This window comes from Lacticaseibacillus boliensis (genome assembly GCF_054784775.1).
In genome coordinates this window covers 20,826-38,276 of the sequence record NZ_BAAIHN010000016.1, presented here as the reverse complement: position 1 = coordinate 38,276, position 17,451 = coordinate 20,826, and the positions used below count along the sequence as shown (strand labels likewise).

At 49.3% G+C, this 17,451-nt stretch carries 16 protein-coding genes; 13 read left to right on the top strand and 3 right to left on the bottom strand.

The features are described 5' to 3' along the window. The first annotated feature begins 4 nt into the window (after window positions 1-4). The 8 genes from ACYVRB_RS08075 to ACYVRB_RS08040 all read left to right on the top strand — a co-directional run bounded on the left by ACYVRB_RS08075 (window position 5) and on the right by ACYVRB_RS08040 (window position 9,748). Entirely contained in the window at window positions 5-1,432 is a 1,428-nt protein-coding gene (locus ACYVRB_RS08075; protein WP_461214648.1) for a sodium:solute symporter family protein, read from the top strand. 2 nt (window positions 1,433-1,434) lie between these two features. After that, window positions 1,435-2,577 (top strand): sialidase family protein, encoded by a 1,143-nt coding sequence (locus ACYVRB_RS08070; protein WP_461214647.1) that lies wholly within the window; start codon window positions 1,435-1,437, stop codon window positions 2,575-2,577. Between the two features lies 1 nt (window position 2,578). Continuing rightward, entirely contained in the window at window positions 2,579-3,736 is a 1,158-nt protein-coding gene (locus tag ACYVRB_RS08065) for an iron-containing alcohol dehydrogenase (RefSeq protein ID WP_461214646.1), read from the top strand. Between the two features lie 21 nt (window positions 3,737-3,757). Then, complete coding sequence (dapA, locus tag ACYVRB_RS08060; protein ID WP_461214645.1) at window positions 3,758-4,660, top strand: 4-hydroxy-tetrahydrodipicolinate synthase; 903 nt, start codon at window positions 3,758-3,760, stop codon at window positions 4,658-4,660. Between the two features lie 12 nt (window positions 4,661-4,672). After that, entirely contained in the window at window positions 4,673-5,698 is a 1,026-nt protein-coding gene (gene pdxA / locus ACYVRB_RS08055; protein ID WP_461214644.1) for a 4-hydroxythreonine-4-phosphate dehydrogenase PdxA, read from the top strand. Window positions 5,699-5,892: 194 nt separating this feature from the next. Further along, window positions 5,893-6,261 (top strand): helix-turn-helix domain-containing protein, encoded by a 369-nt coding sequence (locus tag ACYVRB_RS08050; protein ID WP_461214643.1) that lies wholly within the window; start codon window positions 5,893-5,895, stop codon window positions 6,259-6,261. A gap of 700 nt (window positions 6,262-6,961) precedes the next feature. Then, window positions 6,962-7,960 carry an aldose epimerase family protein gene (locus ACYVRB_RS08045; RefSeq protein WP_461214642.1) on the top strand — a complete coding sequence of 333 codons (999 nt, stop codon included), beginning with the start codon at window positions 6,962-6,964 and terminating at the stop codon, window positions 7,958-7,960. Between the two features lie 168 nt (window positions 7,961-8,128). Continuing rightward, a complete protein-coding gene (locus tag ACYVRB_RS08040) occupies window positions 8,129-9,748 on the top strand; it encodes a xylulokinase (protein WP_461214641.1) in 1,620 nt (539 codons plus the stop codon). Between the two features lie 61 nt (window positions 9,749-9,809). Here the strand turns inward: ACYVRB_RS08040 and ACYVRB_RS08035 are convergent, their stop codons facing one another. Continuing rightward, entirely contained in the window at window positions 9,810-10,661 is an 852-nt protein-coding gene (locus tag ACYVRB_RS08035) for a patatin-like phospholipase family protein (protein ID WP_461214640.1), read from the bottom strand. 10 nt (window positions 10,662-10,671) lie between these two features. Continuing rightward, the gene (locus ACYVRB_RS08030; protein WP_461214639.1) at window positions 10,672-11,091 is read right to left on the bottom strand and encodes a winged helix-turn-helix transcriptional regulator; all 420 of its coding nucleotides are present in this window, start codon (window positions 11,089-11,091) and stop codon (window positions 10,672-10,674) included. Window positions 11,092-11,257: 166 nt separating this feature from the next. Between ACYVRB_RS08030 and ACYVRB_RS08025 the strand changes: the two genes are divergently transcribed. Then, window positions 11,258-11,716, top strand: coding sequence for a universal stress protein (locus ACYVRB_RS08025; RefSeq protein ID WP_461214638.1), 459 nt, complete (start codon window positions 11,258-11,260; stop codon window positions 11,714-11,716). Window positions 11,717-12,083: 367 nt separating this feature from the next. Then, window positions 12,084-12,734, top strand: a complete 651-nt coding sequence (locus ACYVRB_RS08020) for a hypothetical protein (protein WP_461214637.1) — start codon at window positions 12,084-12,086, stop codon at window positions 12,732-12,734. Between the two features lie 15 nt (window positions 12,735-12,749). Here the strand turns inward: ACYVRB_RS08020 and ACYVRB_RS08015 are convergent, their stop codons facing one another. Further along, window positions 12,750-13,367, bottom strand: coding sequence for a hypothetical protein (locus ACYVRB_RS08015; RefSeq protein WP_461214636.1), 618 nt, complete (start codon window positions 13,365-13,367; stop codon window positions 12,750-12,752). Between the two features lie 120 nt (window positions 13,368-13,487). Here ACYVRB_RS08015 and ACYVRB_RS08010 point away from each other — a divergent pair, with 120 nt between their 5' ends. From ACYVRB_RS08010 to ACYVRB_RS08000, 3 genes are all read left to right on the top strand, one after another. Next, complete coding sequence (locus tag ACYVRB_RS08010; RefSeq protein WP_461214635.1) at window positions 13,488-14,228, top strand: hypothetical protein; 741 nt, start codon at window positions 13,488-13,490, stop codon at window positions 14,226-14,228. A 26-nt stretch (window positions 14,229-14,254) separates the two neighbouring features. Beyond that, window positions 14,255-15,643 carry a UDP-N-acetylmuramoyl-tripeptide--D-alanyl-D-alanine ligase gene (locus ACYVRB_RS08005; RefSeq protein ID WP_461214634.1) on the top strand — a complete coding sequence of 463 codons (1,389 nt, stop codon included), beginning with the start codon at window positions 14,255-14,257 and terminating at the stop codon, window positions 15,641-15,643. A 208-nt stretch (window positions 15,644-15,851) separates the two neighbouring features. Then, the gene (locus ACYVRB_RS08000) at window positions 15,852-17,378 is read left to right on the top strand and encodes a DEAD/DEAH box helicase (protein WP_461214633.1); all 1,527 of its coding nucleotides are present in this window, start codon (window positions 15,852-15,854) and stop codon (window positions 17,376-17,378) included. Window positions 17,379-17,451 lie beyond the last annotated feature (73 nt).

The window sequence follows — 17,451 nt, the reverse complement described above, 5'->3', positions numbered from 1 at the left end:
AACTATGCATTTGTTAAGCACAGGAGATACAGTGATCATCATGGGGATGATTGTTGTGTACATTCTGATTACTGGCTATCTCAGTATTCGCTGGGGTGGTAAGACTAATGATGATTTCATGCGTGCGGGCAACAAGATTCCAACAGTTGTTTTAGGGATCTTGCTAATGTCTGAATACATTGGTGCTCAGTCGACAGTCGGCAGTGCTCAATCAGCATTTAGTAGTGGCATAGCTGCTGCGTGGGCAATTTTCGCGGCAGTTATCGGGTTCGTTTTATATGGATTGTTCTTCGTTAAGCGTCTATATGGTAGTGGTGGGTTCACGATTTCCAGTGCAATTGAGAAACAATATGGGAAGTCTACTAAGATTATTGTGTCGATAATCATGATTTACGCGCTGTTCCTAGTAAACGTCGGGAATTACTTGAGTGGTGCCGGCGTATTGGTACAAATTCTTGGCATTAAGTTGCCCGTTGCCATGATACTTGTTGGTATCGTCAGCACAATCTATTTCTCTTTCGGAGGGATGAAGAGTGTTGCTTACGTCAGTGTCATCCATACTTTCTTTAAATACATGGGAATATTGGTGACTTTAGCTGTAGCCTTAGTCATGACTCATGGCTTGAGTCCGATGATCACAAAAATGCCACATTTCTACTTTACCCTGAGTGGACATGTCGGTTGGTCGACAATTATTGGCTGGATACTGACAACAATCGGTGCGGTTTTCTCCACTCAGTTCTTGGTTCAAGCAATTTCATCTGCAAAGAGTGCTAAGTCTGCTCAGCATGCTTCTTTCCTAGCTGCAGGACTGTTTATTCCATTGGCAATCGCAATCGGGCTGATTGGAGTTGCTGCAAAATTCATGTTTCCAAAGCTGAACAGCCTCTATGCCTTGCCTGTATTTTTGACCCATATGAATGTATGGGTAGCAGGATTCGTCGCCACCGCTTTAGTCGCATCTGTTTTTGTTAGTGTTTCTGCAACTGCTTTAGGATTAGTTGCGCTGGTGGTGGATGACTTCTACGTTCCGATGCGCCATCCTGAACCAAAGCAACAGTTGCGGATGACCCGTATCTTATCCGTTATCATTGGATTTCTTCCGTTAGTCTTTGCTTTTGCCGCTCCACAGATCCTTTCCATTTCCTTCTTTAGTAAAGCAATGCGCATGTCCATCACTGTAGTTGCCTTAGCTGGTTTTTATCTTCCTTACTTTGGCACTACCAAGAGTGCTAACATTGCTTTGGTCGGGACCACGGTTTGGGCAACTGTCTGGTTCTTATTAGGAAATCCGTTCGGAATCGACAACATCTATATCTCAATCTTTGCACCGATGCTATTTATGGCACTGTGTGCCCTTTGGGATAGAATATTCAAGAGTAACAAACCGAAACCAGAAATCGTCAGCGAGCCCAATGAAGGGAGCAAATAATCATGGCTTTACAAGATAGTTTAACGAGCACCTTTCCGACTGTGATGACATTACCAAAATCTGGCATTCAAAGTCATGCTTCTAACTTGCTGATGCGTCCAAATGGTGATGTATTGTGTACCTGGTTCTCTGGCACTCAAGAAGGAATGGGGGATATCAGTGTTTACATGTCCCGCTTATCTGAAGGAGAGTGGTCTGCACCTGTAAAAATGTCGAATAACCCTGGTCGTTCTGATCAGAATCCGATGTTCTTTGATGCTCCAAACGGTGATTTGTGGTTGCTCTTTACTACACAGGATGGTGGCAATCAAGATACCGCAGTCATCAAATATCGGGTTTCAAGGGATGATGGTCATATTTGGGGAAAAGAGGCGCCGCTATTTGATTCACCCGATATGGTCGGCTTGTTTATTCGACAAGAAATGTTGGTCACAGATGCTGGTGAGTGGGTTTTACCAATTTTTCATTGCGTCATCAAGGATGATGGCAAGCCTTGGGACGGTAGTTACGACTACAGTGCGGTGCTTGTCACTAATGATGACGGTAAAAGTTGGCAAGAGTTTGTCGTACCCGACAGTCTTGGGTGTGTGCATATGAATATTGCAAAACTGCATGATGGTGGTTATGTTGCCTTTTATCGGAGTCGCTGGGCAGACAATATCTATCGTAGTGTCTCCAAGGATGCAAAGCATTGGAGTAAACCACAAAAAACGAGTTTGCCAAACAATAATTCTTCAATTCAATTCACAGTTCTTGAAGATGGAAACATTGCTATTGCTTTCAATAATGCTAGTGCTAAGGATGCAACTGTGCGTCGAACTTCCTTATATAGTGATGGGCTAGAGGCCAAGGATGCTGAAGATGCTACAGAAGGTCCACGCGCATTTTGGGGGGCACCACGCGCACCGATGACTATTGCACTGTCAGAAGATGGTGGGCTGACATGGCCTTTCCAACGTGATGTGGCAGTTGGAGATGGATTTGCATTAACGAACGACTCGAAAAATAAGAAAAATCGTGAATTTTCTTATCCGTCAATCAAGCAAGCCAACAACGGATTATTAACACTCACGTTCACATATTTCAGACAAGCAATTGCATATTTGCAATTCAGCGAAAACTGGGTTATGGAGGGAAAACAATAATATGACAGAAGCATTTCTAAAGATGCCACGTAGCGTTTACGCAGGTGAAGGACTGACTGCCCATCTTGGCGAACTACTGGCCAGCCAAACTAACAAAAGTGTCTTATTGTTCACAGACAAAGGGATCGAAAAAAATCATCTGACTGAACCTATCGTGCAATACTTAGATGAACAAAAGATTCCTTATCAGGTTGAAGACGAGATTAAGCCGGAGCCAAGCTATGTACAAGTCGATGAGCTGTTGCAAAAGGTGAGTCAGTTCAACTTCGGTACGATTATTGCTATCGGCGGTGGGAGCGTCATGGATGCTGCTAAACTGATTTCGTTGTTACGTGGTGCGAATTACACAATCAAAGATTTATTAGATAATGCCAATATTGCGAAAAAGCAATGCGCAACAGTGATGATTCCCACTACTGCTGGGACTGGGTCTGAGGCGACCATCAATGCTATCGTGACAATTCCAGAAAAGCAAGTGAAGTTCGGGATTGTATCTGAAGCTATGTTGCCAGACCTCGTGTTATTGGATGTTAACAATGTCAAGAAGTTACCAAAATCTATTTTGGCAGCATCAGCTGTCGACGCATTGAGTCACTGTGTAGAATGTTACACTGCTAAGAATGCAACGGCATTTAGTGATGATATCGCGGCAATTGGTGCTCGGTATATCTTTAAAAACCTAATTCCCGCATATGCTGATCCGACAAATGTAAAAGCGCGCGAAGCACTGCTCATGGGGGCTTTTTACGGTGGGGTAGCCATCACGGCCTCTGGGACAACAGCAGTACATGCGTTGTCCTATCCGCTTGGTGGCAAATTCCATATCGCCCATGGAGTCTCGAATGCGATTTTGTTTAAGTCGGTCATGGAATTCAATAAGGATGCTATCGTTGATCGCTTAGCAGCATTAGCTGATTTTGTTTTTGCTGACAATGACCGACAAACCGCTGATGCTAAAGCTGATTTCATGATTTCTAAGATTACTGACATCGTGGCTTCCGTAGAGATTCCAACCAGCTTGGCGCAATACGGTGTCACTGGCGATGATCTTGATTTCTTGACGGACTCCGCACTGGCACAGACCCGGTTACTAGCGCATAATCGTAAGCCGCTTTCGCGGATTGACGTTGAAAGTATTTATCGTACCGTTCTTGGATAACTGACAGAAAGAAGCTTAAATATGACCAAAGAAATCGCACATGGTATTATTGCCGCGATGGTGACACCGTTGGATGAAAGTGGCAAGCTTAATTTGAAAGAACTTCGTAATCAAGTAGATCGGCAGGTGGCTGCCGGCGTCGATGGAATCTTTACGTTAGGGACCAATGGTGAAGGCTATATCTTGAGCCACGAAGAGAAACTCCAAGTCTTGAAGACTGTAGTGGATCAAGCAGCACACCGCGTGATTGTCTATGGTGGCACTGGATGCGTCTCGACTGAAGAAACTATCCAACTGTCCTTAGAAGCGCAAGAGATTGGGGTCGACGCTTTATCGATTGTTACACCATCATTTGCTCAGGCTTCTCAAGAAGAGCTTTACCGCCACTATAAAGCAATCAATGACGCTGTTGAATTACCGATTTTGTTGTACAACATTCCTGCGCGTACAGGGAATGCACTGGCGCCGCAAACTGTTGCTCGATTAGCAGACCTACCACATATTGCTGGGGCAAAGGATTCTAGTGGTGACTTTGATAATATTTTACAATACATTGAACTGACCAAGGACAAGAAATTCTCTGTAATTTCAGGCAACGACGCTTTGATTTTGTGGACTTTGCAAGCAGGCGGGACTGGCGGTATCACTGCTGTAGCCAATGTTTTACCAACCGTCATGGTTTCAATTTACACGAAATGGGTTGCCGGCGACTTTGCGGGTGCAAAAGCGGCACAGGATTCGATTCGGCCGTTGCGCAATTGCTTCAAACTGGGGAACCCAAACACCATTATCAAACGCAGCACCAACATTATCGGTTATCCAGTTGGGTCAACTCGTGCACCATTCAACTATCTCTCAGAAGAAGCTGAGGCGGCGTTGGTCAAAACGTTGCATAAATTTTACTCAGAATATTTTGTAAAGTAGGAAGCGAAAAAAATGGAAAAGCCAATTGTTGCAATCACGATGGGCGATCCGGCAAGCATCGGCCCCGAGATTTCGTTGAAAGTATTTCAGAACCCGAAATTGTTTGAACGTTGCCGTCCCTTGCTCGTTGGTGATGCGTCAGTCTTAAATAAAGTCATGGAAGTGTTGCCTGATCGAAAGATCAAGTTACACATCATCAATTCGGTATCTGAAGCCCTGTTTAGACCTGGTACCATGGATGTGTTAGATATGGGGCTGGTTGATGTTAACCAATTGAAATTCGGTGTCGTCAGCAAGATGGCTGGGAATGCTGCATTTGCCTACGTAAAAAAAGTGATCGATCTAGCGATGGATAAGCAAGTTGATGCAACAGTTACCAATGCACTGAATAAAGAAGCGATGAATCTAGCTGGCCATCATTTTGCTGGTCACACCGAGATATATGCACACTATACGCATACGAAGAATTATACAATGATGTTAGCACACGGTAATGTCCGTGTAGTTCATAACTCGACGCATGTTTCATTGCGTGAAGCGTGTGATTTGGTGAAAAAGCCTCGTGTTGCTGAAGTCATTCGTATTGCTAATGATGCTTGTAAACGTTTAGGAATTGCAGAACCCAAAATAGGGGTTGCTGGCTTGAATCCGCATAGTAGTGAAAATGGTCTGTTTGGTTCGGAAGAAGCCGAGGAAATCATCCCAGCCATCAACCAGACCAAGGCTGAGGGTATCAACGTGGAAGGTCCGGTCCCGCCGGATACGATTTTTCCTAAAGCCGTTGGTGGTTGGTATGATATTGTTGTTGCAATGTACCATGACCAAGGCCATATTCCATTGAAACTTTTAGGCTTTAAGTACGACGAAGTCAAACAACGTTGGAATAGTGTTGCTGGTGTTAATATCACCCTCGGGCTACCAATCGTTCGTACGTCTGTGGATCATGGTACAGCGTTCGACCAGTCACTCAAAGGAACTGCTAATGAAATTAGCCTAGAGAATGCAATCGATTATGCAATCAAGTTAGCCAAAGATTAGTTGATAGGTTTCTAATTGTTATCGTAAATCATGCTCAATATTATTACTCATGAGACACTGTACGCAAATAATGATTTTTGATCTAGAGATATCACTATTACAAAACATTTGTAAGAAAAAAGTAAGACGCGTTTTGGACTTGAAGTGTCCTACAATCATTAGACAAGAAGTCTAATGATTGTGGGGCTTTTCTTATGACCAAAGAATACTCTCAAGCTTTCAAGATTTCAGTGGTAGAGTATGTGCATACACATCAAGTTAGCCGGGCGCTTACTGCAGCTCACTTTGGTATCTCTCCCAGCCAGGTCAACGCTTGGGATCGGATTGTGAGAGATCAAGGGATAGCTGGGTTACGCCCAAAACATAAAGGTAGGCAATCAGTCATGGGTAAGCACAAAAAAATCAAACCGATCAAGCGGCTTGAACCAACGCAAGAGGAGAAGTACAAACAAGAGATCTTGGAGCTCAAAAGTAAGCTACACGAGGCTGAGATGGACCGTGATATTTTAAAAGTGCTCGCGACCCTGACGAAGAATTCGCCGAAACATTCTCCACGAAAGTGAAGGCAAGTATCATTACTTCGTTAAGGCCGCAATACAATCTCAAGGCGCTACTTAAAGCGCTCAATTTGCCGCGGGCAACTTACTATGACCGTATCTAAATTGTCTAACTTTTCTATTGCACTTCAAATTCTGGACGCCTTTTTTGTATCGGGAGAAACCGAAATGAATCTCTAGTTGTTATTATTTATTTGTCAAATACGATGAACCAATTTCATATGTTTCCGATACTTGTGAATATATATACCGAAAACACGGCAAAAATGATGCCATATACCAATTCGAAAACATTTGAAAAAACCGCTTGCATTTAGCTTGTGCACGTGTTATTTTAATAACGAATTCATCGTGTCTCCTTGAAGCGGCACTGCAGGGTCGCTTGCTTCCTTGGAGGCATACTGGATCGGGTTCGCCGGCCTTGGCCGGGATCCTACTACCCAGAGCGCACGCGCCATGAAGCTGTGTGACCATACCACGGCAAGGACAGGGTAATCGAACCGTACCACCAATATAAGATGAATAAAAACAACGAAGAGCTAGGCAAGGATTGGCCTGCCGAGACGCGTTTTGACACCTCAAAACGCGTCTTTGTCGTGCCTAAGATCCGAGTAACGATGGCGGCGTTTTGGAAAACGGTTGCAGAACGATTCTTGCTCAGCTAGAATTTATCCTAAGGCGATACGAAACAAAGGGGGACGATTGTTTGGTTGAGACACATGGATTTGGTCAGGTGCATGGCATTCCCGTCACGGCTTATACGATAGCGAATCGTAACGGCGTGCGCTTAACTTGTTTAGATTATGGCGCAACTTGGTTAAAGCTGGAGGTACCGGTGGCGGGTAAACCTCAGAACCTGTTACTGGCATCGCCAGATATCAGTGGTTATGTTGATTCGCCAACCAATCACGGCAAGACGATCGGGCGGGTTGCCGGTCGGATCGGTGCGGATCAATATCCGGTGGCGCTACCGCACAATGAAGGAAGCACGACCATTCACGGTGGGCCTCACGGGTTTAGTACGCTGATGTGGCAAGCTCAGGTCGAAACCAATCAGTTGGTATTTTCGCGCCATATTACCAGCGTTGAAGACGGGTTCCCAGGCGATATTGATGTGACGGTGACTTATACGCTAACAGACACCGACGATGTTGTGATCAGTTATGACGCCACCAGCGATCGGCCGACACTATTCAATCCCACCAATCACGCCTATTGGAACCTGAACGCAGGTGATGACACCATTGAAAACCATCAGCTGACCTTGAGAAGCCGACAGCGGTTTGCCGTTCAAGCTGATAAAGTGCCTACGGGAGAATTGTTAGCTAACGTGAATACTGGGTTTGATTTCTCTCGCCCAACCATTCTTGGTGAAGCACTCGCAAGGATGCAGAAGACCAAAGAAAAAGGGTACGACGATATTTTTTTGGTTGCGCGACACGATCCGGCTGACCCAGTTGCGCAGTTGACCCAAGGCCGCGTCGGGGTGACGATGTATTCGAAGCGGAACGCGCTGGTGGTGTTCACCGCCAATCAGTTCGACGCGACGTTAGATTTCGGTGCGAAGACGTCGCGGCCATATATTGGGATTGCGATGGAAGCACAGACTGCCCCCAGCGCGGTGGCGGATTCGCGTTATGGCGATATCACTTTGCGACCGGGACAACCTAGGCATGAAGAGATTCGTTACCATTTTAATTATTGACTGCCACGGGGTCTGTTGCTTTGCGACGCGCACAGCTCAGAAAAAGGCGCGCGCATTGAGTGAACGTGAGTGACGTCTTGCGCGCTTTGGAAAATAATTGTGCAAGCGATTACATTATCTGATATTCTTTGCTTTGTGAGTAAGTGAGCACCTAACACAAAAGGAGTGATGATAATGACGATGACGCCAGTCGAGGCCATTCAGGCGGGTAAAGCGACGCTTGGCATCGAGCTTGGTTCGACAAACATTAAGGCTGTGCTGATTGGGCGTGACTTCAACACCTTGGCCAGCGGTAGTTTTAGGTGGGAGAATCAGTTTGTCGAAGGTAATTGGACTTATGATTTGAACCAGGCGTGGGTGGGGATTCAAGCGAGCTACACCGCGTTGCGTGAGCAGGTACAAGAACGATACGGGGTCGCGATCAGACAAGTCGGTGCGATTGGGATCAGTGGGATGATGCACGGCTACTTGGCTTTTGACCGCGCGGGGAAGCAGCTTGTCCCCTTCCGGACTTGGCGCAATAATACGACTGCGCAAGCGGCGGCCGAGTTGACAACCGCTTTAGCATTTAATATTCCTGAGCGTTGGAGTGTTGCACATTTTTACCAGGCGATCTTAAACCAAGAGGCGCATGTCAGTGACGTCGATTTTCTCACGACACTTGCAGGTTATGTGCACTGGCAATTGTCCGGCCAAAAGGTTTTGGGAATCGGGGATGCGTCGGGGATGTTTCCAATCGATTCGCAAACGCGGAATTTTGACGCAGCGCGGTTGGCGACATTCGATCGCCTCTTGCAGCAGCACGGGTTAAATCAAAAACTAGCGGCACTTTTACCCCAACCATTGGTAGCTGGGGTGGTTGCAGGACATCTGAGTGAAGCAGGGGCACGAATGCTCGATGTCAGCGGTACGCTTGCTTCAGGGGCGATGATGGCGCCGCCTGAAGGAGACGCCGGTACTGGAATGACCGGGACTAATGCCGTGCGGAAGCGGACCGGTAACATCTCGGCAGGGACATCAGCGTTTTCGATGGTTGTGCTGGAAAAGCCGTTACGCCGATTTTATCGCGACGTCGATCTCGTGACGACTCCGGCCGGAGAAGCGGTCGCGATGGTTCATGCCAACAACTGCACCTCGGACATTAACGCTTGGGTCGACTTGTTGAAACAATTCGCTGAGGTAGCAGGCGTCGAGCTCAAAGACGATGAGCTTTATGGCAAATTGTTTGCGCACAGTGTGCAAGGTGATGCTGATGCCGGTGGCTTGTTGAACTATGCGTACTTATCCGGGGAAAACATCACTAACGTTGATGCTGGCAGGCCATTGTTCATGCGCACGCCTAACAGTCGCTTCACATTGGCCAACTTCATCAAAAGTCAGCTATACTCCGCGTTTGCGCCATTGAAGATCGGTAACGACCAGCTTGCGCAAAAAGAACAGATCCCGATGGATGTGCTGGTTGCGCAAGGGGGCATTTTCCGCACGCCAAAAATTGCCCAGCAAGTCTTGGCGGATGCGCTGAACACACCGATCACTGTGATGGCTAACGCAGGTGTTGGTGGTCCTTGGGGGATGGCAGTGCTGGCGGCGTATGTTCAAGACCATCGTGGGGCCCACGAGCTTGCAGATTATTTGGATGACCATGTTTTCATCGATGTTCAAAGCACCACGCTTACCCCAAATCCTGAAGGGGTCGCCGGCTATAATACTTACATCAAAGCCTATCAGGCCGGGCTCACGGCTGAGCGTGCGGGTGAAGCGGTTGCGGATTACAGTAACGCGCAGTGACCAATAAGCAGCTTCTAAAGCACACAAATAGCGGCAACCATCCAGACGGTTACCGCTATTGTTATGCCAAGTAGCCGGCCATGGCGTCGAGGGACTGCTCGGCGTCGGCCATGCCGGTGGCGTGTAGTGCTGAAAGCTTGTCTGGATCGCGTTCGAGTCGCGAAACGGTGACCGGCTGATCTGGCGCGATGACGAAGACGTCGCCATTTTTTTCCAGTTGTTGTAGTGTTTCAGCTTGATGATTGTACATCTCCGGCCGCCCAATCGCGGTGGTGACAAACTCGGGATAGGCGCTGAAGGCCTGACGGTAAGCGCGGCGAAGCACTGCGCTGGTCGGCGACTTGCGATATGCTCGCTGGCGAGTGCGGATCACGACGATTTTGTCGAAACCCTGGGCCCGGGCGTAGGCGTAAGGAATCGAATCTGCGATACCGCCATCCAAACATGGCCCGAAACCAGTATAAACCGGGGCTGAGATGAACGGCATCGCCGAGCTGGCTTTGAGGTTGGCGACGAGATCTTTGCCTTGCGGGTGATGGAAGTAAACTGCCCGTCCATGTTGCATGGCCGTCGCCGCAACAACGAATTCCATTGGGCTGGTGCGGTAGGCTTGGTCATCGAAGTCCTGCCAGTCGCCGTCATGAGGTTCAAAAAGGTAATCGAGGTTGATGATATCCTGGCGCCGCAACGCGCGGCGTAATGAAATATAATTGCGATCTGTGCGGTGGTAAACGTTGACCTGATTGGTGCGCCCGGGCTGGTTGGCGATGTAGTTGGTGCCACACAGTGCACCTGCAGAAACGCCGATGACGGTGGCGAATTGGATGTGATGGTTCATGAAGGCGTCCAATACGCCGGCTGTGTATTGTCCGCGCATGGCGCCGCCTTCTAAAACAAGAGCTGCCTTGTACATGTTTTTCTCCTTAACGTGGTGTGGCGTTGACTTGAGAGGTGGCTTGTTCGTTAGCCGTGAACTCGGGAATGATTTGTAGCTGCGCGATGCGCGCTTCTCCCCATGCACACATGGCAGAAATGATCGGCATCAGAGAATGGCCCAATGTTGTGATTTTGTAGGTCACCTTGACACCGCCGTCAGGATCGGGGTGGCGGCTGATCAGCTGGTCTTGTTCCAATTCCCGCAACTGATTAGTCAACACCTTGTGCGTGATCGTTGGCAACAGCCGGCGCAGTTCGTTGAAACGGTAAGGACCGTGTTCATCGAGGTGACAGAGGAGGACGAGCTTCCATTTGCCGGAAAACATGGCGAGGGTTAATTCTTTGGCGCATGAAAAATCACCGTTTTGTAGGCGAGCAAGGGCATCTTTGCGGACGATATCGGTCATTGGCGGCCTCCTTGATAGGTTTGATACGTAGGCAATCAGCCTTCAGTATAAATTAGATACCTCGTTGGCACAAGTCAGCGGCAAAGTCGCACTGGCTGCTGCTGACTTGTTATAATGAAAGTGGATACAGGTAAGTAGGCAGACACATTAAAAGGAGGACACCACAATGTTTCATCGCATTTTGGTACCATTGGATGGGTCACATAACGCTTATGTCGCTTTGAGCAAGGCCAAGGAGCTGGCGGAGCTGGCGCATGCCGAGATCGTTTTGCTGAATGTCGTCGACAGCGATCATTATTCGACCTATGCGCGGGATGTCAACTACTATGATATTTTCCGGCAGATGAGCGATGTCGGGGCGAAGATGCTGGCATCGGCCGCTAAGCCACTGGAAGCTGCGGGATTGAAGGTCCAACAGTACATCGTCGAAGGCAGCCCCAAACCGATCATTGCCGATACCGCGCCGAAGAAATATGATTGCGACCTGATCGTCATCGGGAAATCGGGGATGAACGCCTTAGAGCTGTTCTTGACCGGGTCGACCACGGCTTATGTGGTGCGCAACAGCGCCGCGAACGTCTTGGTGATCAATGACGATCAAGACGTCGATGTTGTCGGCTACTGATTCTGGGATAAAAGACTAGTTTTTTGGTAAATTCAACTTCTGCTAGATGATCAAAACGTCTAGGCTTATCCGAAAATTCCGCTATTTAACGGGATTTGTGGGGTTAAAAGGGTAAGCACCAGTTCATTTCCTTCAAACGATTTTTATTAATGTTGGCGAAAAATATAATTATCGCCGTCTATAATAATAACCATAGAGTAAGGCAACAGTAGTCAGCCTTATGCTTACACATTAACTTACACTCCCAAAAAAGTTCCCCCAAACTTTTCCGCCAGCAATGGCGGTTTTTTTTATGCGCGACAGCGGCTGAAGATAAGTTGCGCGGTGAGAACGGAGTCGTTAGACTAAAAGCATAAGGAGGTCGACTATGCGGACAACGTATCGGGTACTTTATTGGCTGAATGTGATTGGGGCAGTGGTTTATTTGCTAGTGTGTGGTGGCGGTCTGCTCCTCGGCCATCAATTTTACCCCGGTCAGGCGATGCTTTTGGGGCAGGTAGGTTTTGGCGTCGTCTTGACGATTTTGCCTGGAGCCGTTGGCCACTGGCGGCATTTCCGCTTTCCGTTGCTGCTTTTGTTATTGTGGGAAGCGTTTATTTTAGGCGCGGTGTTGCTTGGCACCGGGATGCAGTTTTATAACATTCCTTACTGGGACAAGTTCTTACATCTGTTCTCGGCGTCGATGTTGGCAGGCCTTGGACTTGCAATCTTCGGCGCGTTGACCCCGACGCCCCAACTGTTGAAAACAAAGCCGTTGTTGCTGGCAATCGTCGCAGTGTCATTTGGGACGATGATGGGTGTCTTGTGGGAGTTCTACGAGTTCACCGGGGACGGTTTGTTAGGCTTAAACATGCAACGCACGATGGCCCATGGCATCAAGTTGCTGGGTCGCGCCGCTTTGATGGACACGATGGGCGATCTGTGTGCAGACTTTCTCGGGTCGCTTGGTTTAGCGGTCTGGTGTTATTTCGGGGTCAAGCGCAACCGCGCGTGGTTGGCGTCGTTTATGTTCAAATGAAAACAAAAAAACACCTCAGCGGGTGTTTTTTTGGTGCAGTTGTTTCAGTGCCTGTTGTTGGGTGACACGCAACGGCAGGTAGGTCAACGCAAAAGTGATTTCTTGTTGCGTCGCCGGCTGCTGGCGATGATAAACCAGCCACTGCGTGTAGGCCTCCCAGTCGGCGGCTTCACGCAGAATATCAAATAGCGCCGGCAGCGAGTCGTTATCCGCGACTAACAGCGCGTGGGCGAGTTGCTGTGCGGAATAAGGCGCAGCCAGCACCGGCGGGCGCCATTGTAATTGTGCGACAAAAGCTTCCCAGGTCAAAGCCACCGTGAGCCACTGGTCGACTTCGAGATCCACGTAACGAATGTTACCGTTGGCTGCGACGGCAAAAATTTGTTGGCCGTCGACGGCGATCGGACGCAGGGTTTCAGGAAGCCCTGCGATGCGTGTCTGAGGGCCAGGCGTGGCGAAGGCGTGGATTGCAACGCCGTCTAGCCCGTCACTGGTAGGCTCTTTCGTGGGTAGCCAATAGCGTTTTGGCCAGCGGCCGCGCGCAACGGCTTGCCAGTAACTGGCCGGCAACGGTGCCGCCGGTGAAATCGTTAAGGGTGCGGGTTCAGGGGTTGTCAATGGCCAAGTTAGCATAGTGGCTCCTTTCAGGATATGTGTTGCACCAAGATTGCAATTCAACCACATGATACCAGAATTCGAGCACAACGCGTGGAATTGCAGTATAATCGTGCTTGTTCATATAGGAGGAAAATCGTGCGTAATTCAGTAATCTATGTCCATTACGAGCCGCTTGCCCACATGTTTTTGACCGCGGGGATTTCTGCAAGCGACGTGTTGACGGCGACGCCGACCCCGATTCGGCACCTCTTGTTGTTGCCTCCCATCAATGAAGACGAGTTCATTGATCCGCATACGGGTTTCAACGAGATTTCTGGTGTCGAGGCGGTGGCCACTTTTTTGCGCGGCAAAGATGCCCGCAATCGCTCGTGGCTAGATTACCAGCACGGCACGTATTTGCGCGAACTGATGCCGACGGAAATCGCAGAGCTTTTATATCTCGGCCATGCGAAGACGCATATTCAGCCGCCTTTCTATTATAAGCTTCAGAATAACTTGGTTTTTTTGCCGTTGCGCAACGATATGGTGACGATGTATTGCCGCCAAGTCACGTTCTTTTCCAAAACGTTGGCGGCTTCGATCGTGAAGCACTTGCGCTGGGCGGCCAATGATCAACCGTTTTGGCTGCGGTTGCGGCAGCAACATTTTCAATCGGTTCCTGAAAAGGTCTTGGCCCAACTGTTGCCAAACCTTGAAGACGGCGTGTTGTTTGATTTCGGTGGGGGGATCTTCAGCCGTGACACCGTCAGGATCCCGCTGATGAGTTTGGTCGATCGGTTCGTTCCGGATCAACCATTAGACATGGAAACGGCGACGCAGATCGGCGAGCTGGTCCTCGATCGGAAAAACTCTGCGTGGCATTTGAATCTTAACTAGTATGGGAATGTAAGGAGTATCACCACATGAAAATGAAGTTATCTGAAATCGCGCGCGTTGTTGGCGCCGATTGCCCATTGGCCGAAGATGATTGTCCAACCATCACCGGCGTTGCGTTCGACAGTCGGAAACTGACCGCTGGCGATTTATTCGTTCCCTTGCAAGGCGAGCGCGATGGTCATGAATTTTTGGCTTCAGCAGAAGCCCATGGTGCCGCCGCGACGTTCATTGCCGCAGACAAGGCCCCGCTGACCACCGGCATGCCGCAGCTGATCGTGCCGGATCCTTTGAAGGCTTTACAAAAGCTGGCCAGCTATTACTTATTGATGAAGGTCAATCCTAAAGTCGTCGCGATCACCGGTAGCAACGGTAAAACAACGACTAAAGACATGACTGCCGCAATCTTGGCGACCCAATATCACGTGGTGAAAACCCATGCGAATTTTAACAACGAAATCGGCGTGCCGTTCACGATCTTGAGCATGGACACGAATACGGAAGTGCTCGTGGTCGAGATGGGGATGGATCGCCCGGGCCAGCTCGAAGCCCTCAGCCGGCTGGCGGAACCAGACGTGGCGGTGATCACGATGATCGGCGAGGCCCACATCGAATTCTTCAAGACGCGCGATAAGATCGCGGACGCCAAGATGGAGATCATCACCGGGCTCAAAGAAGACGGCCTGTTTGTTTACAACGGCGACGAGCCGCTACTGAAAGAACGCGCTGAGCAAGTCGAACAAGACACGAAGACATTCGGCCTGGCCCCGGAAAACAACCTGTATGCGCGCAATATTCAGACGTTTGAAGATCACACCGAGTTTGATCTTTCTCGGTGGCCGGATCTGCACTTCACGATCCCTGTGATGGGCGAATACAACGTCTCCAACGCCTTGGCCGCGATTTTGGTTGGGCGCCGGTTCCATGTGAAGCCGGAAGCCATCCAGCGGGCGCTGCGGCATTTTGACATCACCGCCAACCGCACCCAGTGGCTTGAAGGCGACGCCGGTGAAGCGATCTTGTCTGATGTCTATAACGCCAACCCGACGGCCATGAAGGCAGTGCTTCACGATTTCAGTGAATTTCCGTGCCAAGGCCGCCGAATCGCGGTGTTAGGCGATATGCTTGAACTTGGTAGCGCCAGCGCCGACCTGCATGCGAGCGTCGCTTCGGCGATCGATCCCGCCAAAGTCGCAGAAGTTTATCTGTATGGCGACGAGATCTACCCGCTGTATGAGGCTTTGGCCCCTGAATTTGACCCTTCACGGTTGCATTATTTCAAAAAAGGTGACCAGCAGGCGTTGATCAACGCTTTGCAAGAAGATGTATCGTACAAAGATATGGTGATGTTGAAAGCCAGCCACGGCCTGCATCTTGAAAACGTCTTGGCGGCGTTGCTCGACGGCGACCATGATTAACGAATAGGGGTGTCTCTTTCTTGGTTTTTTGAGGAAGGGGCATTTTTATTATGAAGAAAAAATCAGCTTACGTTGTGTTAGTGAGACAATCGTGTTAAGATGTTTAAGATGCTGTTTTCAGAAAAGCAGTTACGTAAACGAGATTTACAAGGCAGACTCCAGGATTGCTCTGTAGATCGGGTGTTACACATTCCAAGGAGGAAACCATTTGAAGTTTAAAGAACTAGGTTTAGATCACGATTTACTCAAGGCCATCACCCGTGCGGGGTTTGAAGAAGCGACACCGATTCAAACTGAAACTATTCCGCTGGCCTTACAAGGTAAAGATGTGATCGGCCAAGCGCAGACCGGTACCGGTAAGACGGCTGCGTTCGGATTGCCAGTGTTGCAAGCGATCGATAAAGCTGATCGCGACGTGCAGACGTTGGTTATCTCGCCGACACGTGAATTGGCAATTCAGACTCAAGAAGAGCTTTACAAGCTGGGTCGCGACAAGAAGGTTAAGGTCACAGCCGTTTATGGTGGTGCCGATATCCGTCGTCAGATCAAGCAACTCAGCGACCATCCGCAAATCATTGTGGGCACACCAGGCCGTTTGCTCGACCATATCAACCGCCACACTTTGAAGTTAGGCGGTTTGAAGACGTTGGTGCTTGATGAAGCCGACGAAATGCTCGACATGGGCTTCATCGATGATATCGAAAGCATCGTGAAGACCGCACCGGAAACGCGGCAGACGTTACTGTTTTCTGCAACGATGCCGGCGCCAATCATGCGCCTGACGACAACGTTCATGCATGATCCGATCACGGTTCAAATCAAGTCCAAAGAACTGACCGCCGACACGGTCGATCAGTACTATGTCCGTTCACGCGATTTCGAAAAGTTTGACATCATGACGCGTCTGTTCGACGTCCAAGCACCAGACCTGGCCTTGATCTTCGGCCGTACCAAGCGCCGTGTCGACGAGTTGACACGCGGCTTGAAGGCGCGTGGCTACAAGGCTGAAGGCATTCATGGTGATCTGACGCAACAAAAGCGGATGAGCGTTTTGCGCCAATTCAAGTCCGGCGAGCTGGACTTCCTGGTTGCGACCGACGTTGCCGCTCGTGGCTTGGATATCAACAATGTCACGCATGTGTACAACTATGATATCCCGCAAGATCCAGATTCTTACGTTCACCGTATCGGCCGTACCGGTCGTGCCGGGAAGTCTGGCGTCTCTGTCACCTTCGTTGTGCCTAACGAAATGGGTTACCTGCGGACGATCGAAGACTTGACCAAGAAGCGGATGATGCCACTCAAGCCACCAACAGCCCAAGAAGCATTCTTAGGCCAGATCTCGACTGGTTTGCAAACCATCAAAGACCAGGTCGAAGCAGGCGATACTGAAAAGTATGAAGCCATGGCTGAAGGTTTGTTGGAAGAATATACGCCGTTACAACTTGTTTCAGCGTACTTGAAGGCCGTTTCACCTGACGACGCTTCTAGCGTGCCAGTCAAGATCACCCCAGAACGTCCGTTGCCTAACCGCGGCGGTCATGGTGGTGGTCACGGTAACTACCGTGGCGGCTACAAGGGCGGTCATCGCTCTAACTCCGACCATCGCAACGGTGGCGGCTATCGCGGCCACCGCGACGGCGAAAAGCGGCCGTATGACCGCAATCGTCGTGACGGCAAGCGACCAAACGATCGCTCCGGTAAGCGCGGCTACTCAAACAGCCACAAAGATTAACAATTTGAACGCCTTTGGTGCATGACCCGTTTTTGGGGGTCGGCGCCAGAGGCGTTTTTTTTAGTTTGCGCCC